This is a genomic window from Edaphobacter sp. 12200R-103 (assembly GCF_010093025.1).
GTDB lineage: Bacteria > Acidobacteriota > Terriglobia > Terriglobales > Acidobacteriaceae > Edaphobacter.
Genome location: NZ_CP048114.1, coordinates 1728139 through 1746025, shown reverse-complemented (window position 1 = coordinate 1746025; position 17887 = coordinate 1728139). Strand labels below are relative to the sequence as shown.

Annotated in this window: 17 protein-coding genes; 7 read left to right on the top strand and 10 right to left on the bottom strand. The window is 60.9% G+C overall.

Going from position 1 to position 17887, the window contains the following annotated elements; all coding sequences use genetic code 11:
• Nucleotides 1–22 precede the first annotated feature (22 nt).
• Entirely contained in the window at nucleotides 23–2116 is a 2094-nt protein-coding gene (locus tag GWR55_RS07230; RefSeq protein WP_162401669.1) for a protein-disulfide reductase DsbD, read from the top strand.
• Nucleotides 2113–2535, top strand: a complete 423-nt coding sequence (locus GWR55_RS07225) for an SgcJ/EcaC family oxidoreductase (RefSeq protein ID WP_162401668.1) — start codon at nucleotides 2113–2115, stop codon at nucleotides 2533–2535. Before GWR55_RS07230 ends, GWR55_RS07225 begins: the two co-directional genes overlap by 4 nt.
• Nucleotides 2536–2645: 110 nt before the next feature.
• Here GWR55_RS07225 and GWR55_RS07220 read toward each other — a convergent pair whose 3' ends face one another.
• On the bottom strand, nucleotides 2646–3983 hold the full coding sequence (locus tag GWR55_RS07220; protein ID WP_162401667.1) for a replication-associated recombination protein A: 1338 nt from the start codon (nucleotides 3981–3983) through the stop codon (nucleotides 2646–2648).
• Nucleotides 3980–4840: an RNA methyltransferase gene (locus tag GWR55_RS07215; protein ID WP_162401666.1), complete on the bottom strand. Its 861-nt coding sequence runs from the start codon at nucleotides 4838–4840 to the stop codon at nucleotides 3980–3982. Before GWR55_RS07215 ends, GWR55_RS07220 begins: the two co-directional genes overlap by 4 nt.
• 102 nt (nucleotides 4841–4942) lie before the next feature.
• Here GWR55_RS07215 and GWR55_RS07210 point away from each other — a divergent pair, with 102 nt between their 5' ends.
• Nucleotides 4943–5587, top strand: a complete 645-nt coding sequence (locus tag GWR55_RS07210; protein ID WP_162401665.1) for an L-threonylcarbamoyladenylate synthase — start codon at nucleotides 4943–4945, stop codon at nucleotides 5585–5587.
• Between the two features lie 52 nt (nucleotides 5588–5639).
• Complete coding sequence (locus tag GWR55_RS07205; protein ID WP_238398700.1) at nucleotides 5640–6302, top strand: YdcF family protein; 663 nt, start codon at nucleotides 5640–5642, stop codon at nucleotides 6300–6302.
• 220 nt (nucleotides 6303–6522) lie between these two features.
• On the opposite strand, the gene GWR55_RS07200 is transcribed toward GWR55_RS07205, so the two are convergent.
• The gene (locus tag GWR55_RS07200; RefSeq protein WP_162401664.1) at nucleotides 6523–7317 is read right to left on the bottom strand and encodes a DUF92 domain-containing protein; all 795 of its coding nucleotides are present in this window, start codon (nucleotides 7315–7317) and stop codon (nucleotides 6523–6525) included.
• A gap of 131 nt (nucleotides 7318–7448) precedes the next feature.
• Between GWR55_RS07200 and GWR55_RS07195 the strand changes: the two genes are divergently transcribed.
• A complete protein-coding gene (locus GWR55_RS07195) occupies nucleotides 7449–8807 on the top strand; it encodes a YncE family protein (protein ID WP_238398699.1) in 1359 nt (452 codons plus the stop codon).
• 131 nt (nucleotides 8808–8938) lie between these two features.
• On the opposite strand, the gene GWR55_RS07190 is transcribed toward GWR55_RS07195, so the two are convergent.
• Nucleotides 8939–9886, bottom strand: coding sequence for an anti-sigma factor (locus tag GWR55_RS07190; protein WP_162401663.1), 948 nt, complete (start codon nucleotides 9884–9886; stop codon nucleotides 8939–8941).
• Entirely contained in the window at nucleotides 9883–10458 is a 576-nt protein-coding gene (locus tag GWR55_RS07185) for a sigma-70 family RNA polymerase sigma factor (protein WP_238398698.1), read from the bottom strand. Before GWR55_RS07185 ends, GWR55_RS07190 begins: the two co-directional genes overlap by 4 nt.
• A gap of 121 nt (nucleotides 10459–10579) precedes the next feature.
• Between GWR55_RS07185 and GWR55_RS07180 the strand changes: the two genes are divergently transcribed.
• Nucleotides 10580–11347, top strand: a complete 768-nt coding sequence (locus GWR55_RS07180; protein ID WP_162401662.1) for a TlyA family RNA methyltransferase — start codon at nucleotides 10580–10582, stop codon at nucleotides 11345–11347.
• 34 nt (nucleotides 11348–11381) lie between these two features.
• A complete protein-coding gene (locus GWR55_RS07175) occupies nucleotides 11382–12242 on the top strand; it encodes an NAD(+)/NADH kinase (protein ID WP_162401661.1) in 861 nt (286 codons plus the stop codon).
• A 117-nt stretch (nucleotides 12243–12359) separates the two neighbouring features.
• On the opposite strand, the gene coaA is transcribed toward GWR55_RS07175, so the two are convergent.
• Genes coaA through GWR55_RS07150 form a run of 5 tightly spaced genes read right to left on the bottom strand, consistent with a single transcriptional unit; the run spans nucleotide 12360 to nucleotide 17774 of the window.
• The gene (coaA, locus tag GWR55_RS07170) at nucleotides 12360–13280 is read right to left on the bottom strand and encodes a type I pantothenate kinase (protein WP_162401660.1); all 921 of its coding nucleotides are present in this window, start codon (nucleotides 13278–13280) and stop codon (nucleotides 12360–12362) included.
• 20 nt (nucleotides 13281–13300) lie between these two features.
• Nucleotides 13301–14032: an ABC transporter ATP-binding protein gene (locus GWR55_RS07165; RefSeq protein WP_162401659.1), complete on the bottom strand. Its 732-nt coding sequence runs from the start codon at nucleotides 14030–14032 to the stop codon at nucleotides 13301–13303.
• 26 nt (nucleotides 14033–14058) lie between these two features.
• Nucleotides 14059–15165 (bottom strand): ABC transporter permease, encoded by a 1107-nt coding sequence (locus GWR55_RS07160; protein WP_162401658.1) that lies wholly within the window; start codon nucleotides 15163–15165, stop codon nucleotides 14059–14061.
• A complete protein-coding gene (locus tag GWR55_RS07155; RefSeq protein WP_162401657.1) occupies nucleotides 15162–16487 on the bottom strand; it encodes an ABC transporter permease in 1326 nt (441 codons plus the stop codon). The genes GWR55_RS07160 and GWR55_RS07155 overlap by 4 nt, the downstream gene beginning before the upstream one ends.
• 9 nt (nucleotides 16488–16496) lie before the next feature.
• Nucleotides 16497–17774: a Fe-S-containing protein gene (locus GWR55_RS07150; protein ID WP_162401656.1), complete on the bottom strand. Its 1278-nt coding sequence runs from the start codon at nucleotides 17772–17774 to the stop codon at nucleotides 16497–16499.
• Between the last annotated feature and the right edge of the window lie 113 nt (nucleotides 17775–17887).

Here is a 17887-nt window from a genome sequence, read left to right as displayed (position 1 = left end):
CGGCAGCCTACAATGGAGATGGATGAATATTCGCCGCCAGCTTGTATTTTCTCTGCTCCTGATCTGCGCCGTCGCAGTCTCGTCCGCACACGCTCAGATTAAGGTCGTCGGTGACGGCGGTCCGGGGCCGGTCAAAGCCCAGCATCTCACAGTTGAGATGGTGTCGCTTGCTCCGTCCATCGCTCCCGGCGGAACTCTCGACGCGGGGCTCGTCATCACGCTGGAGGATAAGTGGCACGTCTATTGGATCAATGCAGGCGATTCAGGCGAGCCCCCGCATATCAAGTGGACCCTGCCTACGGGAATTACAGCCGGCAAGATGCAGTTCCCTATCCCCAGTCGCCTGCCGCTTGGTCCCCTGATGGACTTTGGCTATGAGGATGAGGTCGCGTTTCCGGTCAAACTGACAGCCGCCAAAAATCTGAAACCTGGTCCTGTTCACCTCGATGCCAGGGTGGACTGGCTGGTCTGCCGCGAGGTCTGCATTCCCGGCAAGGCTCATCTCGGGCTGAACCTCACCGTCGATCCCAAGGCCACTGCGACACCGCAGCTGGTAGGCGCACTCGGTGAAGCCCTTGGACGTATCCCAAAGCCGCTCGATCCGGGGATGAAGGCGAGCGTCACCGGTGGGAAAAGTGAGTTTGTGCTTGACCTGATCACGGGTGACAAGATCACGGATGCTGAGTTCTATCCCTACGATCAGCAGTTGATCGAAAACGCAGGCGAACAGACGGTTGAGCCTCTAAATAATGGTGTTCGTCTTCGCGTACCTCGCTCGACGGAGACGCCGAAGCTTCCGAAGCAGCTGCGGGGCGTCGTCAAGCTGGACGATGAGACAGCCTTCGACGTCAGTGCTCCGGTCGTCGCGGGTGAAGTTCCCCGTCGTCCCGGCAGCAAGGCCGCTCTCGCCGGTGCGGGCAACCTGACGACGGTGACTGCCCTGGGTCTCGCCTTTATCGGCGGCATCATCCTCAACCTGATGCCCTGTGTCTTTCCCGTACTCTTCCTTAAGGGGCTTGCCCTCGTGCAGTCCTCCGGCGAAGAGCGTGGCCGCCTGCGAAAGCATGGTCTGGTCTACGCGCTCGGCATTCTCGTCTCCTTCTGGATCATCGTCGCCGCTCTGCTCGCTTTGCGTGCCGGGGGCAGCGAAGCTGGATGGGGCTTCCAGCTTCAGTCGCCTGTCTTCGTCGCTGTCCTTGCTCTCGGTATCTTTTTCTTCGCACTCTCGCTCGCCGGGCAGTTTGAACTTGGTCTTTCTCTCACCAGCGTCGGCGGTAACCTCGCCCAGAAGCAGGGCTACACCGGAAGCTTCTTTACCGGGGTGCTCGCAACCATCGTCGCCACGCCGTGCACTGCGCCGCTGATGGGGGCCGCGATCGGCTTTGCGCTCGCGCAGCCACCGCTCATCACCTTTGCCATCTTCACGGCGCTCGCTCTGGGGCTCGCAACACCCTATCTGGTTCTAAGTTTCCAGCCCGCATGGACGAGACTCCTTCCGCGCCCCGGGGCCTGGATGGAGATCCTTAAACAGCTGACCGCAATTCCTCTCTTCGCCACCGTGATCTGGCTGATATGGGTCTACGGCCATCTCTTCGGAACCGATGGAGTCGACCGGATGGCATGGCTGTGCGTCAGTCTGCTGCTGATCGCAATCGCCGGCTGGGTTTTGGGAAGATGGCCCGCGCGCTGGGCCAGCGTGATCGCCGCTGTCCTGATTGGCGCTGCCTCGCTCGGCGTTGCATTGCGCCACCCCAAAGACACAACCCTCACCTGGCAACCGTACTCGGAGCAGACTCTCAGCCAGGCCCGTTCGGAAGGCAAGCCGGTCTTCATCGACTTCACTGCCGCATGGTGCCTGAGTTGTCAGGTCAATGAACGGCTCGTACTACGCTCGGAAGAGGTCCAGCACGAGCTGGCGAACAACAAGGTTGTGCTCATCCGCGCCGACTGGACCAAGTACGATCCGGCGATTACGCGCGAACTCGCCTCCGTCGGACGCAGTGGAGTTCCAACCTATGTCATCTATCCCATTGGGAAGAGCGTTCCCGATGTTTTGCCGGAGCTGCTCACCAAAGACATTGTTCTGAACGCTCTTAAAAAAGACACGCGCCCATGAGCCTTACAGACGAACAGCAGATTCGCGTTGCCATCGAGCTCTGGCTCGATGCCTCCCGTAAAGGCGATCTCGACACGGTCATGAATCTGATGACCGACGATGTCGTCTTTCTTACGCCAGGCAACCCGCCGATGAGTAAGGTTGAGTTCGAACAGCGCTCCCGTTCGATGAGCGGCAAGGTCAACATCGAAGGCAAGGCCGATGTGCAGGAGATCACCGTCATGGGTGACACCGCCGTCTGCTGGAACTATCTGGAGATCACGGCTACGCCCGACGGCAGTTCGCCCATACAACGCGCAGGCAATGTGCTCTCCGTCTTTCGTCGCGGCGCCGATGGCCAGTGGCGTATCTGGCGCGATGCCAACCTGTTGGGACTGGTCGAAAAAAGTGAGTGCAGTTCTCGCGAAGTTGGTTCTTGAAAGCCGTCATCCTGAGCAAAGCGGATCCCTGTATTTTGCCTGTGGCGCCTACGCTGTCCCGGCAGCATCAAAAGCGCACAAGTAGCGAAAAGCTATCATCCGCAGATCCTTCAGCCCCGCTTCGAAGCCTTGATGCGCGCAATCTCTTCCATGCGCTGCGCCAGCAGCTTTTCGCGTCCTTCGCTGGTCGGTACATAGTAGTGTCGCCCCGCCAGCGAAGGTGGAAGACACTCCATGTCTGCGACGCGGCCTTCCACATCGTGCGCATACTGGTAGTTCTTGCCGTAGTTCAAATCCTTCATCAGCTTTGTCGGCGCATTCCGCAGGTGCAGCGGAACAGGCTCCGCAGCCGTTGCCTGGATGTCGCCTCGTACCGTGTTGTATGCCACGTAGACCGCGTTCGACTTCGGCGCCAGCGCAAGGTACACCACTGCCTGCGCCAGGGCCAGCTCACCCTCCGGATGCCCTAGGAAATGCATCGCATCCTTCGCCGAGAGACAAAGGTTCAATGCCTCCGGCGCCGCCAGCCCGATGTCTTCCACCGCCATGCGAACCACGCGCCGCGCAACATACATCGGGTCTTCGCCCGCCTCCAGCATCCTTCCCAGCCAGTACAGCGCGGCGTCCGGATCGGAGTTGCGCACGCTCTTATGCAGTGCCGAGATGATGTCGTAGTGCTGCTCGCCCCGCTTGTCGTACTGCAGAACCCGCCTCTGCAGCGCTTCTGCGGCGATCGCCTTCGTCAATATCTTTTCTTTGCGGCCCTGTACCAATCGCGCTGCCACTTCCAGCGCATTCAGCGCATTTCTAGCGTCGCCGCTCGAGTACGAAGCAATCGTTGCCAGCGCCTCATCTTCAGCTGTAATCCCCGAGGCTCCCAGCCCGCGCTCCGCGTCGTTCAGCGCCCGCTGCAGGAGTTCTACAACCTGTGCCTCCGTCAGCCCCACCAGCGTATAGACACGACAGCGTGACAGCAGGGCAGAGTTGATCTCAAACGATGGATTCTCCGTCGTCGCTCCGATCAGCCGTATCGTCCCGCGCTCCACATAAGGCAGAAATGCGTCCTGCTGCGCCTTGTTGAAGCGATGAATTTCATCGATAAACAAAATCGTCCGCGACCCCAGGTGCGCCGCCTTTTCGGCATCGGCCATCACCTGTTTGATCTCCTTAATCCCGCTCAGCACCGCGGAAAACTCAATAAACGTCGCATGCGTCCGCTGCGCGATAATCTTCGCCAGCGTCGTCTTGCCCGTTCCCGGCGGTCCCCAGAAGATCATCGACGTAGGATCATCGTTTTCAATCGCCACGCGCAGCGGCTTACCCGGACCCAGCAGATGCCCCTGACCGACATACTCGTCCAGTGTGTGCGGCCTCATCCGCTCTGCCAGCGGAGCCCGCACCGCTCCCCGCGATGCCGTCGTCATCGGCGTCGTATCGAACAGGCTCATCGCGTCGCCCCCGTCGGGCGTCTTCGCAGAGGCCCGGGAATCCGAGGTGCGCCCCTTCTCGTCTCCAGCGACCTTTGCCGCGAGGCCTCATACAGCAGCAGCGAAGCCGCAACCGCCGCATTGAGACTCTCGACCGGGCCGGGGCAGGGAATCGTAATGCTCTCCGCTCCCAGTTTCATCCACTCCTGCGAGAGCCCCGCCCCCTCATTGCCAATCAGAAACGCGCATGGCTCACTCAGGCTGATATCCTGGGCGCGCAGCACACCGCCTTTCGCCGAGCCCATAGCAGCAAGCAACCGGACGCCATACTCCGCTGCCAGATCTGCAATCTCTTGAGTCGCGGCCGTAGCTACCGGTAGACGAAACACGCTTCCCACGCTCGCCCGAACAGCCTTCTGGTTCCACACGCTCACCGTTCCCGGCGTCGCAATCACGCCATTTGCTCCAAAGGCCTCTGCCGACCGGATGATCGTGCCCAGGTTCCCCGGATCCTGCAGGCCCGCGGCAATCACAATCAGCGCCTGGTCCTGTCGCTCAAAGATCTCGGCGATCTCAAACTTTGCGGGAGCCACCAGCGCTGCAATGCCCTGCGGAGACCGCGTCTCGACCGCGCTGCGAAATACGTCCGTGCTGAGCCGCACAATCTCGGTCGTCGCTTTTACTCCATCTGGAATCTGTTGATGCTCCGTCAGAAAGACGGTCCTGATCTCCAGACCACTGCGCACCGCCTCTTCCAGAAGATGTTCCCCTTCAATCGCCAGCAGGCCCTCTGACAGCCGCTCCTGTCCCGCAAAGGCTGCGCGTAGCTGCTTTACCCGCGCATTGCTGCGACTCTTGATCTCCTCGCTTCCCGCCATCCCAAAAGTTTACGCCGTCTTGATCAGACGCATCGCTTTTGACCGGCTCCAGCGGTATCCTATGTTCCAGAAGGCCGCACACGGCACAGGAGCTTCAGGATTTTGACGGCCGATACGCTTCGTATTCATCCCGATGAGCCCGAACCAGAGCTCATCTCTCAGGTAGCTGATCGTCTCCACGCAGGTCAGGTTGTAGCTCTTCCTACCGATACCTTTTATGGCCTCGCGGTCGATCCGGTCAATCTGCGCGCCGTCGATCGCATCTATGAGATCAAGTCGCGAGCCCGCCACAAACCTCTGTCTCTGCTCATCCGCGATGTCGCCCAGGCCTACGAGCTCTCCCGCGGGCTCGACACCGCTTTTGACCGCCTCGCCGAGCGTTTCTGGCCCGGACCGCTCACGCTTATCGTTCGTGCCGGCTCCAAACTGCCCCTCCGCGTCACCGCCAATACCGGCAATGTCGCTTTGCGCGTGCCGGAGGCTGCAATCCCCCGAGCCATCGTCTCCAGCCTCGGTCTTCCCATTACCGCAACCTCCGCGAACCTCTTCGGGATGCCCGAATGTACCTACGCGTACGGGGTTCGCGAGCAACTTGGCGACAAGATCCCACTCATCGTCGACGGGGGGCCGACGGCGCGCTCCGTCCCTACCACCATCGTCGATATCTCCGCCGGCGGAAGCTCCTGGATGATTCTCCGTGAAGGCGCTATCCCAACCCACGAGATTGCGCTCGCCCTGAGTCACTGAATTTCTTGGGGTTCCCGGCGCGGATGCCTTACACTCGAAGTTCTCACAGGCCATGATGGTTTCCCGCAACAATCAGCGCCGTCAGCACCCTTCGACGGCAAGCACCCTGCTGCGCACGCTACTGATCACCGCATTCGTCATTGGTGTGGCCTGGTGTTTCTACGTCGTCCAGCAGATCAACGAAGTCGCCTCTGAGGATCAGGCCCAGCAGGCCGACGCCATCGCTGTCTTTGGAGCTGCAGAGTACTCCGGTCGCCCTTCCCCCACGCTCCATTTCCGCCTCGACCACGCCGTCGATCTCTACCGCATGAAGATCGCCCCCATCATCGTTACCCTCGGAGGAGGAAGCGACAAGGATTCCGGCCATACCGAGGGCGGTGTCGGACGCGATTACCTTCTCGCCCACGGCGTCCCCATCGGCAACATCATCGCTGAGACCAGCTCCACCGATACTGAACAACAGGTCCATCGTCTTGCCGCCATCGCCCGAGACTTTAACCTGCACCATATCGTCGTCGTCTCCGACGGAACCCATCTCTTTCGCATTCGCGAACTCTGCCAGGATATAGGCCTCGACGTCTACACCTCACCGCGAGCCACCGTAGGACACCTCGGCTGGTGGGATCTCTTCATGCGATACGCCCATGAGGTCCTCAGCTACACCGCCTGGAGGCTCAACCTCAACTTCGATTGGCTCCGCAAAGGCGACGATTAAGAGCGCAGTCCTCAAGTAAAGCGCGGCCATCCTCAAGACTCTTCTTCGGCACGTCACTCGTCCTCAGAACAACCAAATTTCAGTGGACTTGAAGGGGCCATCCTCACGGAGTGTCATCCTGAGCGGAGCCCGAAGGGCGAAGTCGAAGGATCTGCGGTCTCAGCGATGCTTGTTGAGCCGACAATCGCGTCCGGCAGAGCGGAAGCCACCAGCGGTTCGCTCAGAAAATGCTCGCAAGCACAGCCGCGCACAGCGTTGAAGAGAAGTTCACAAGATCATTCCCCATCCAGCCCCGCCGCTCTACCGTCGCTCCCAACAAGCTGTCGAAGTACAGCCCAGCGCCCGCCGCCATCCAGGTAACCACCTGGGTCGGCCACAATGCATGATGCCCGGAGCCAATCGCAACAACAATCGCCGCTGCCGCGAGCCCGGCCACCGTTCCTGCAGTCGTAACTCCGCCATCGGTCCCCGAAGGCACAATCTGGCCTGTCGTCACCAGCCGTGCCCGATGCCCCGTTGCCTGCCCGATCTCTGAAGAAACCGTATCCGCCGCCGCCTCGGCGAGGGCAGCCACGCATCCTTCGTACCACCCCACCGCGGCAAACAGCCCGGCTATCCCAAGATTCGCCACAATCTGCGACGCGCTTCTTCCGCGCCGCGACTCCGACAGGCCGCGCGCTTCCTTTTTGCCTCTGCCATACTTTGTCGCCGCAAAGGTCAGCACAAACAGGGCCGCCAGTGCTGCAAGCAGCCAATGTTCTGCCGTGTCTTTTGCGTAGCGCGACCACGCCGCAGGAGCTTCGGCAAGAAGGAAACAGATCAGCAGCCCTATCGCCGAGGCCGCAGGCGTCGCCGCGCGCAGCAACAACACGACAGCCGCAAAGCCCACGCTCAGCAGCAGAGGTCTTCCCAGGGGCCACAGCGGAAGTCCCAGCCGGGCCGTACCCAGTGGCAGCGCCAGAGCTCCTGCAAGCAGCAACAGACCCACCACCCAGGTCAGTGCCCTCGCTTGCACCCTGTCTCGCCCCTCCGGAATTGCCTTCCGCCAGACCTGCATTTCGTCACTCCCGCCGGGTTTTCCAGCCGTGGTGATTTACAATCTCATCTGTAGCTTAGCTAATCACCAGCAGCACCGCGGGAGCAGTTTTGCGTTTAGGAAGAATTGAAGCAGAAGGAACCCCTGAGGTTCGTATCGACCGGCCATCCAGGCGGTCACGTCTCCAGGCTATTTCCACCCTCGCCTTCGCCGCGGTCTCCCTCGGATCGTTGGCAGGTTGCGGCAACACCTATCGTCCTGTTGTCACCAGCATCAATCCCGTTGGACCTGCCTCGCAGCCCAATAAATATGCGATCGCGATCTCCAGTCCGGGACCTGATCTGCCTGGCCTGGTTACGATCGTCGACTTCTCCGGCGATAGCGTTCTGGTCACCGCCAACGTCGGGGCTTCGCCGTACTACCTGATGCTCGACGCGTCCGGAAACACCGGCTACACGCTCAACGGCGATAAGACGCTCACCAGCTTCGATATCTCCCCCTCGCTGCAGACCCGCGATGTCATCCAGACAACGCTGCTCGATAACGCGAACTCCAACAGCATCTTCTCCGACGCTACTGCGCTCTTTGTCACAGAACCCGGTCGCACCGCTGTGGCGCAGCTCAAGGAATCGCCTCCGCCTCCCTCGCTGAATCAGGAGTTTCCCATTGATCCCGGATACTCTCCGGTCTACATCGCTGGCAACTCCGGCTCGCCTCGCGCCTACGTTATCAGTCAGAAGGACGATGGTGGCCCTGGCGAAGTTGCCGCCATCGAGATGGCAAGCAGCACTATCTCTAACAAGATCGACGTAGGACGCAGCCCCATCTACGGCGTAATGACCACTGATGGCAAGCGCGCCTTCATCATGAACAAAGGTGACAATACCGTCTCCGTCATCAACGCGCAGACCAATCAGGCCGATAACGTTCCCGCGCCTGCGGTCAATCCGATTCCGGTTGGAGTCGCTCCGATCTGGGCCGATCTCGCACCTACCCGCAACGAGCTGGTCGTCGCCAACGAGGGCGATGGCGTGTCCAAGGGATCGGTAAGCATCATCAACATCCCTCTCTGCTCAGCGGCCGCTCTTCCAGGCAATCCTAACTGCGACCCTAACAACCCCATCGATGCCAATGGATTTGGCCAGGTGCTGGCTACTGTACCCGTGGGCGTCGACCCCCTGATGGTAGCGGTCCTGCAGGATGGCTCCCGTGCTTACGTCATCAATCGGGCAGACAGCACGGTCTCGGTCGTCAACCTGACCACCAACACCGTCACGGCTACCATCCCGGTACCGGATTCGCCCCATCCTACCTTCATCGCCTGCATCAGCGGTACGCCTACCGGCAAGGTCTACGTGACGTCTCCTGAGTCGGACCGCATGACGATCATCCGTACCGATACCGATGTCGTAGAGACGACCGTGCCCCTGCAGGGCAAGGGCATCATGGTGCGGACCCAGCTGCCGTAGCGCAGTCCCCGGCCTTAAGAAGCCGTCATTCTGAGCAACGCGAAGAATCCCTGTATTTTGCCCGAAGCGCCACAAACGCTACTGGCAAGTACAGGGATTTTTGTGGACTATCCAAAAGAAAGCCGTCCCGGTCAGCTTCCTGCCAGCACAATCGGCATCGTCGGAGTCTGCGATCCAGCCCCGTCCTCGATCGTTATCCCGAACGCCTTTACCGCGACAGCCTTCGGCAGCGAAGGCAGAATCACGTTCCCGTTGCCCTGCGCGTCAGGGTGGAATGTACCCGCCGGAATGGGACTGGTTCCGTCTGCTGGAATCATCCACAGCTCATAGGTCTTGTCGATTCCCACCGGAGCAAGATGGTCCGCCAGCAGAATCAGCGAACCCCTGTCGGCGTCGTAGATCACGTGTCCTTCCGCCAGTGACCCGGAATCGGACTCGGGAGGGGAGAGCAGAGCGCGCTGTGCCGAAGGATCGGTCATCGCCTCTATCAGCCGCCCTGCGCCTGTGGCATTCGCCCGGAGCTGGCTCACCTCGGCGTCCAGGACGGCAAGTCTCGTCCTGTACTCCATCTGCTGCTGGTACAGCCTCACTCCCGCCACGGCAAACCCCGCGGCGATGGCCCACCCAAGCCAGACGAATATCCCTTTGGCCACGCCGGCGCTTTGCCGCCTCGGTCTATCCTCTGATCGCCACCGCTTCGCAGGTCTGGGCTCCGGTTCAGGCTCTACGTTGCGTCTGCGAAACTCGAGACGAGGCTCCTCTTCCTCTGCCGGTTCGACCGAAACCGTCGTCGTTGGTGCGGGAGCAGGGATAGCCTCCTCGACCGGAGCTGGCGGAATGGCCTTCTTCTCGCGGGTCACCCGATGCATCACTCGCTCCCGGACTGATGAGGCCGGAGCATGCATCTCTACCCCATACGCACAGGCAGCCAGGTCTCCGTGCAGCCGCGCAAGCTCCTGCCTGCAGAACGCGCAGCCACTCACATGTTCAGACGTGGCCTGGTGTTCTTCGCCCTCTAGCAGCTGCATGGCGAACATTGCAAGATCGGTATCCTCGTAGTGAGCCGTCGTCCTGCTCATCCTCGTGCCGCCCTTCTCAGCGCCAGCAGCGTGTCCCGAATCCTCATCTTGATCAGCGGAGCCGATTCGCCCACGATCTCGGCGATCTCCTTATCGCTCAATCCGTCGAAGAAGGCCATCGCAAAGATCCTCCTCTGTTCGGGAGCGAGCTGCGCTATTGCCGCTCGCGTGTTCTCGGCCACAGCCTGGCGTTCCGCTTCGCTGGACAGGTCGTGCATGGCGGCCATCGAGATATCCGCCACGGTCCCCCGGGGGCTGCGCCGGCGCAGCGCATCGATCGCCCGGTTGCGGGCCAGGATCGCGAGCCATGCGCCAAGGTTGCCGCGGACCTCCAGTAGTTCCTCCGGATTGCGCCATATGCCCAGAAAAATATCTTCAAGAAGGTCCTCGGCCGACGAAGGGTGATGCAGCACTCGCAGCAGGACCGAATACACCACGCGGGCGTAGCGATCGTAGAAGCATGCCATCGCGGCCTCGTCGCCACCTCGGATCTCCATCACCAGCGTGGCGTCGTCTCGTACCTCCCGCACGCTCGGCGCGGGCATCTCCATCACTTTAGCGGTCAAAGCCACACCCATCTTCCTTCCTGGCGAATGGAGTTTCCTTTCACCTTCCTAGCCAATCTAACGTAGAGACCCGCAGGATGTACCTTAAGGAATAGCTACATGAGTCCCACTTTGGAACTGCATCCCCATGAAGAACCGGCTCGATAAACTGCTCGTCGATCAAGGTCATGCCGCCTCCCGCGAACGCGCTCAGGCCCTCATCCTCGCCGGACGGGTCCTCGTCAATGAGCAAAAGATCGATAAACCCGGCATCAGCGTCCCGCCGGATGCCGCGATCCGCCTGCTTGGCTCCGACCTCAAATACGTCAGCCGCGGCGGTCTCAAGCTCGAGCACGCTCTGAACCACTGGGCAATTTCCCTTGCCGGGGTCCACGCCGTGGACATCGGGGCCTCGACCGGAGGCTTTACCGACTGCATGCTGCAGGCTGGAGCCGTAACCATCGTAGCGGTCGATACCGGTTACGGCCAGATCGCCCAGAAACTCCGCGACGACCCCCGCGTCACCCTGCGCGAACGCACTAACGCCCGCAAGCTCGAAATCTCCGAACTACTCCTTCCCGGCCAACCGGTTCCCACCTTCCTGGCAATGGATGTTTCCTTTATCTCCGCAACTCTGGTCCTGCCGTCCGTTCTCAAAGCTCTTTGTTCTGAAGATGCTGAGGGCTGGCAGGGAACCGCCGTCATCCTCATCAAGCCGCAGTTCGAGGCGGGCCGCCATAACGTCGGCAAAGGAGGCATCGTGCGCGATCCCGAGGCGCGCCGCATGGCAATCGACCGCGTTTCAGATGCCGTTGAAGAGCTGGGAGGCTCGCGCCTGGATGTAATCGACTCTCCCATCCAGGGCATGGAGGGCAATCACGAGTATCTTCTGCGGGCGGTCTTCGGCGCGGCCTGATTCTCCTGTCTGAACCGGTACACTAACTACAACCATGTTCAAGGCCGCCATTATCTCGAAGCCGCAAAAGCCCGAGCTTGCCTCTATTCTGCGCGAGCTTGTTGCCTGGCTGGAGTCGCACGATTACGCTACCGTCTTCGATCCTCACACCGCGGCCTATCTCGGCGAAAACCTTCCTTTTACTTCCCGAGAGGAGATGCCCCGGGAAAAGCCCAACCTGGTGATCGTGCTGGGAGGCGACGGTACGCTTCTGGCTGCGGCCCGTGCATTTGCGCACTCTCCCGCGCCCATTCTTGGCGTCAACCTCGGCTCTCTTGGATTTTTAACCGAAGTTCCATTGTCGGAGCTCTATACGGCGCTCGAGGCCTGGTGCGACAACTGCGCCAGCATTGAGGAGCGCGACATGATGCACTCCGAGCTGATCCGCAACGGCAAGGTATTGAAGCATTGGGATGCTCTCAACGACATTGTGGTCTCGAAGGGCGCCATCGCCCGCATGGCTGAGTTTACCGTCGAGATCGACAAGCAGTTCGTCGCCACCATGCGCGCCGACGGCATCATTATCTCCACCCCGACCGGTTCGACGGCGTACAACCTGGCCGCTGCCGGTCCGATTGTCATGCCTTCGGTCAACGCGCTCGTCATTACGCCGATCTGCCCGCACCTTTTGACGATCCGTCCGATCGTCGTTCCGGGAGACGCCGAGGTCAATATCCGCGTCGATGGGGGAGCGAACCTAACCTATCTCACCGTGGACGGCCAGGAGGCGGTTGAGCTGGAACTAGGCGACGAGGTTCACTGCCGTCGTTCCGAACATAGCGTGCGACTCCTCCGGCCTCGCCGCAATGGTCTCTTCAGTGTGCTGCGCAATAAACTGAAGTGGGGAGAGCGCTGACGGGGTGGGTTATCTGAGTGAATTGCCTGACGGGGCGGAGTAAACCGCAGATCCCTCCACTCCGGCGCTTTGCGCCTCCGGTCGGGATGAGACTCTCAAACGATGCCGCGGTGGGAATTATCGCCGCAGCGATACTGCTTCGATCTCATGGCCTGCTCCCTTGTGCAGAATCAGGTCTGCGCGTTGGCGGGTCGGCTGGATGTTCTCCACAAGATTTGGCAGATTGATTTCGCGCCAGATCTTCTGGGCTGTTGCCACTGCTTCTTCCCGCTCCAGAGTGCGATAGCGGTAAAAGTAGGAGGAGGGATTCTGGAAGGCTGTGCGTTGCAGCGCGAGAAATCGTTCGACATACCACATCTCCAGGTCGTCCTTGTTGGCATCGAGAAAGATGGAGTAGTCGAAGAAGTCTGACGCAATCACGGAGGCTCCTCGTGGCGCCTGCAGTACGTTCAGTCCCTCAAAGATCAGGATGTCTGGCTGCTCCACGAGCTGAACCTCATTTGGCGTGACGTCGTAGCTGAGGTGAGAGTAGACCGGCGCTGAGACCTTCTCGTCGCCCGATTTAATTCCGTGAAGAAACCCAAGGAGCCGATGGAGATCGTAGCTCTCCGGGAAACCCTTGCGGCGCATCAGGTCCCGCTCTTCCAGTACAGCGTTGGGATAAAGAAATCCGTCTGTAGTGACCAGGGAGACGTTCGGGTGACCCGGCCAGCGGGTCAGAAGGGCCTGCAGGGTACGAGCGAAGGTGCTCTTGCCGACGGCGACGCTTCCGCTGATCGCGATTACAAAGGGGCTCCGCTCGTTCTCCCGGCCAAGGAAGGCGTTCTGTGCAAGAAAGAGATGCTGGCCGGCCTCGAACCGCAGCTTCAGCAGTCGCGAAAGCGGAAGGTACATCCGGGCGACTTCATCGAGCGAGAGTCGGTCGCAGAGTCCGCGTAGCGAGCGAATATCCTCGTCGGTCAGGGGGAGGCTCTGGCCAGCGCTTAATGCGCTCCACTCCTGACGGTTAAAACGTTGAAACGGGCTCGATACGTTCATGAGAGCAGGGAACCGATGACTTACTTCCGCAGGGAGATTACCGGCCCACCAACCGGGTGACAGAATACCTTGCCGTGACTGAGCGCGATCTTTCTCTGCGCCAGGGCGGCCATCTCAGGGTCATGCGTAACCATGACAATTGTATGGCCATGGGCATGCAGATCCTGCAAAAGTCCGGCCACAATCTTCTGGTTTGCCGCATCCAGGTTCCCCGTCGGCTCGTCCGCCAGCAGGATGGGAGGATTGTTGATGAGTGCGCGGGCGATGCAGACCCTCTGCTGCTCGCCGCCAGAGAGCTCGCTGGGAAGATGGTTGGCGCGATGGCCCACCCCAACACGTTCCAGCGCCGCCCTGGCCTCTTTTTCATCGGTCATCGAGTGGAAGTATTGCGCCAGCATGACGTTTTCAACGGCCGACAGGTAGGGGATCAGGTGAAACTGCTGGAAGATGAATCCGATCTTGTCGGCCCGAAAGCGGTCCAGCTCCGTCGGGGACATCGCCGCTACATCGACGCTGTCGATTCGAAGCTCGCCCGAGGTCGGCCGGTCCAGGCAGCCGATCAGGTTCACCAGTGTGCTCTTTCCCGAGCCTGAGGGGCCGGTGATGGCGACCCACTCGCCAGCGACGATGGAGAACGAGGCCTGGTCCAGCGCGCGGACCGTGCCGGCGTGGCCGGCGTACTCGCGCGTCACGCCGTGCAGTGCAATGACTGCACAGTCCGGCCGGGTCTCAAGATCGATCGGATTCTCCATCCCAGAACTCTTTTGTATCACTTCCATTACTCGCCCTTCAGCAGCGCTGCCGGTTCCAGCCCTCGCAGTGCCCGCACCGGCAACAGGGCGGCAAAGGCGGCGATCAGGACATTGACCAGGAGCACGATGGGCACGACACCCAGCCGGGGAAGCGTGGCCGTATGAAAGTCCAGTTGGCTGATCGTCCATGCCGCAGCCGAGCCGATGACAAAGCCGCCTACAACGCCACCCAGCGCAAGCACCAGGGCCTCCAGCAGAAACATCGCCATCAGGGTGGACTGCGAGCCCCCTAGAGCCTTCATCAGGGCAAAGTCGCGCCTGCGTTCCAGCACGCTCGCAGACAGCGTCGCCAGCACGCTGACGGCGACGGTGAGGGCGATCAACAGCACGGCGCCGTACATCAGCGCATGGGTCTTATCGACGATCCTGCTCTCGCCTTCCACGAGCTTCCGTACCGGCTCGACCTTTGCCGTTGGCATCGCCTCGCGCAGACGGGTGATCGCTGCCTCTACCTGCGCCTCGCCCCCGGGTATCTGAACCTCGATGGTGCTCGGCGCTGCGCCTGTCCAGGTGGTGAAGGCAGCCATGGGGAGGTAGATGCGGCTGTCCTCGTCACCACCCGTGTGCAGTCTTCCTACGCCACGCAGGGTGATGGCGCGATCGGCAAATTTCAGTTGCACGCTGTGTTCGTCGGCGACAAATTCCGCTGCCCGCTGGCCGAGCAGTGCAGCCTGTGTTTCTGTGTTCGCAGGCCAGGCATCGACCTTCCACCAGGAGTTCAGCCTTCGCACGGCCGCAAAATCTGTCCCTGCCACTACGACGGGCGTCCCTCGGTCGGTGGTGGCGATGGCGTATCCGAACTCGGCCGCCTGCGCATCGGGTCCAGCAGCCGCTCGCACACGCTCGATGGCATCCGGGGCAAGCCCGCGGGTCGTATCCTCTGCGGTGACGACGATGTTTGCGCCGAAGCTGCGGAACTCGTGATGCAGCTTCGAATCCAGATCGGCGTAGAGAGTCAGCAGCGCCGTTGCGACCGCCGCCGAGACCGTCAGGGCAATCAGCGCGGAGAAGCTTCGCGCCCGCCGATGCACCAGCGAGCGCCGCAGAATCGCCGTCATGCTCAGCCTGCTCATACGCCGGACCTCAGAATGGCGGAAGGATCGTGATTCAGGGCGCGGCGGATGGCCGGGGTGCTTCCTGCGATGGCTACGACCAGCGCCAGCGTAACGACGACAGGGAAGAGCACCGGGATGAGTAGTGAGCCCAGCGTCACGCCGCCGCCTGTCTCGAAGATTCGCGCTCCCAGCCATGCCGCAAGGCCTGAACCGGCGAGGTATCCCAAACCGCCGGCGAAGACCGCCAGCAGCCCAGCCTCGGCGTAGAAGAGCAGCGCTACTGTTGTCTTGCTCGCGCCGAGCGAGCGCATCAGGCCAATCTCCGCCTGGCGCTCCAGAACGGCGGTCGCCATCGCGGCACTGACGGCAAAAGCTGCTGCCAGCAACGCCGCTGCGCTGATCAGCCACATCAACCCGCTGATGCGCTTCAGGACAGTGCCTTCGCTCTGCTCGACGCGGCGAATCTGCTCTGCGCGTGCGCCGGGGATGGCTTCGCGAATCTGGTAGGCGATGGAGTTGGCGTAAGGACGGCAATACCAAATCTCGCGCTGTGCGGGTGAGAGCGAGTCCGGGTCTTTGCGGGCGAAGGCATCCTCGGGCTTGGTGCGGGCGGAGATTTCAACCCTGCGAACTGCATCCGGAGTACCCGCGATCTGCTGCGCGGCGTTCAACGGCAGCAGTAGCTGATTATCCATGGCGTCTCCTGTTGAAACCACTCCCGTCACCTGCAGCGTCATTGCCTGCGAAGCGTCACCGGGATGTCCGCCGACCTGAATCTCGTCACCTGATTTGAGGTGCAATCGCTGGGCTAGCGCGGAACCTGCCGCAACCTCTGCATGCTGGCCGCGAGTCTGACTCTCCTGCGGCCACGCTCCTTGTATCTTCCACCAGGGATGCATGGCGACAGACCCGGTTTTGAGTGCCGAACCACCGTTGCTGAGTGAGTGATCGAACCACAGTCCGGTTGCTGCCGCGTCTACATCAGTGCCCAGCGCGGTTTTGCCGAACACGCGTACCGGCAACTCCGGGCTGACGCCAGTGATGTTGTTCGCCCAGAAGATTCCGCGCAGCTTTTTCAGATCACCTTCGTGCAGGTACGCCCCGCCGGAGACGGGCTTTACATCCACACCACCAACCTTCACCTCAAGCTGGTCGGCCGCAGGATAGACGATGATGTTGGCGCCGTAGCTTGCCAGCTCCTTGTGGATGCGATCTCCGATGGTCGTCGCGAGCGCCAGCATGGCGGTGACGGCAGTTGTGCCCAGAAGAATCGCGAGCCCGGCCAGCGCCTTGCGTCGTCGCTGGCGGCGGAAGCTCTCCATTAAAAGGCGAAAAAACATCTTCTGCCCCTAACGCTCGAAGACCGGGACCAGCGTCTTCAGGTCAGCCGCCTGGATGACAACCTGTCCGCCTGCGGTCGTGCTCTTGAGTGGAATGGGATTGCAGCCGCCCTCCTGCCCCATCGAAGAGGGGTTCAGGGGAGAGGCGCACATTTTGCAGGTGATTCCCTGGCTGCCGATGTAGAAGCCCACCGGGCCGCAGATCCTGCAGGCATCGCCAACCGAGACGATATTGCCATCGGGCTTTTTGTACAGCAGGAAGCGGACCTGGACGTTGCCGCCCTTGCCGTCATCCACGTTGACGCCATAGCGATGAAGCTGATCGTCGTTGATGTCGGCTGCTGGAACCGTTACCTGACTTCCCACCAGTGTCACTGCGGAAGTAGGAGAGAGCGCCGTGGAGCTCTTGGCGTAGATAAACTCCGCGGTCGAGAGGAAGATGAACAGAAAACTAGTGACGACGACGGCGGTCATCCACATCTTCTCGCGGCGCTGTGTCCACTCGGCACGGCGCTTGTCAGCTGCAGTGGCATTGGCGGCCAGGGTGACCGGAGCGCGGCGGCGGTACTCCATCAGGATCATCAGGCCGGCGAGCGCCAGCATGGTGACGAAGAAGAAGAGATCGTTGCGCACGATGGGGCCAATCATCCGCATCTCGGCCTGGCTGGAGGGCAGTACGCCGTTCTCGCTCAGCTCATGCAGGCCGCTGACTACCAGTTGGAAGGCGACAAAGTACAGGATGACCGTGGTGACACGGAAGAACCGCTGCAGGTTGATCTTGACGCTGCCGCGAATGAAGAGGACGCCGAAGACGACCGCGACGGCGATTCCAAGCACGGTGCCGGTAAAACTCAGCAGCTCGGTCGAGTTCAGAGTGACGGCGGAGAGGATCAGGACTGTCTCCACCCCCTCACGGAGTACCAGAAGAAAAACGAAGAAGAAGAGGCCGAGTTGAGAAACTCCTGCATTCTCAGAAGTGTAGCGAGCTACTTTCTGTTCGATATCACCGCGCATGGTGCGGGCGGCCTTGTGCATGAACCAGATCATGCTGATGACGAAGGCGGCGGCGGCCAGCATCACCCAGCCTTCGAAGATGTCGCTGTTGAGCTGCGTGTGCGCCAGAATCATGGCTCCGACGACACTGGCGGCGATTGCGGCTCCCAGGGCCCAGAAGACCGTCCGCTTGAGCTCATTCCGGCCGATCTTCGTCAGGTATGCGAAGACGATCCCGATGATCAGCGAAGCTTCCACACCTTCGCGGAGGGTAATGATAAATGCCTGCAACATTTGGTGGTTCTCTCCCTCGATGGCCCACCGTGATGCGACTCCGTGCGTCTGCCGGCGACCCTGAACGACTTGCGCAGCTCATCTTTCAGTCTAATCAGGACTAAATTGGTCGT

Bases quoted from the DNA above. Each gene is read 5' to 3' on its own strand.
- GWR55_RS07160 (WP_162401658.1), bottom strand. From the start codon at position 15,165: ATGAGCAGGCTGAGCATGACGGCGATTCTGCGGCGCTCGCTGGTGCAT.
- GWR55_RS07165 (WP_162401659.1), bottom strand. From the start codon at position 14,032: ATGGAGAATCCGATCGATCTTGAGACCCGGCCGGACTGTGCAGTCATT.
- GWR55_RS07155 (WP_162401657.1), bottom strand. From the start codon at position 16,487: ATGTTTTTTCGCCTTTTAATGGAGAGCTTCCGCCGCCAGCGACGACGC.
- GWR55_RS07180 (WP_162401662.1), top strand. From the start codon at position 10,580: ATGAAGAACCGGCTCGATAAACTGCTCGTCGATCAAGGTCATGCCGCC.
- GWR55_RS07150 (WP_162401656.1), bottom strand. From the start codon at position 17,774: ATGTTGCAGGCATTTATCATTACCCTCCGCGAAGGTGTGGAAGCTTCG.
- GWR55_RS07205 (WP_238398700.1), top strand. From the start codon at position 5,640: ATGATGGTTTCCCGCAACAATCAGCGCCGTCAGCACCCTTCGACGGCA.
- GWR55_RS07220 (WP_162401667.1), bottom strand. From the start codon at position 3,983: ATGAGCCTGTTCGATACGACGCCGATGACGACGGCATCGCGGGGAGCG.
- GWR55_RS07215 (WP_162401666.1), bottom strand. From the start codon at position 4,840: ATGGCGGGAAGCGAGGAGATCAAGAGTCGCAGCAATGCGCGGGTAAAG.
- coaA (WP_162401660.1), bottom strand. From the start codon at position 13,280: ATGAACGTATCGAGCCCGTTTCAACGTTTTAACCGTCAGGAGTGGAGC.
- GWR55_RS07230 (WP_162401669.1), top strand. From the start codon at position 23: ATGAATATTCGCCGCCAGCTTGTATTTTCTCTGCTCCTGATCTGCGCC.
- GWR55_RS07225 (WP_162401668.1), top strand. From the start codon at position 2,113: ATGAGCCTTACAGACGAACAGCAGATTCGCGTTGCCATCGAGCTCTGG.
- GWR55_RS07190 (WP_162401663.1), bottom strand. From the start codon at position 9,886: ATGAGCAGGACGACGGCTCACTACGAGGATACCGATCTTGCAATGTTC.
- GWR55_RS07175 (WP_162401661.1), top strand. From the start codon at position 11,382: ATGTTCAAGGCCGCCATTATCTCGAAGCCGCAAAAGCCCGAGCTTGCC.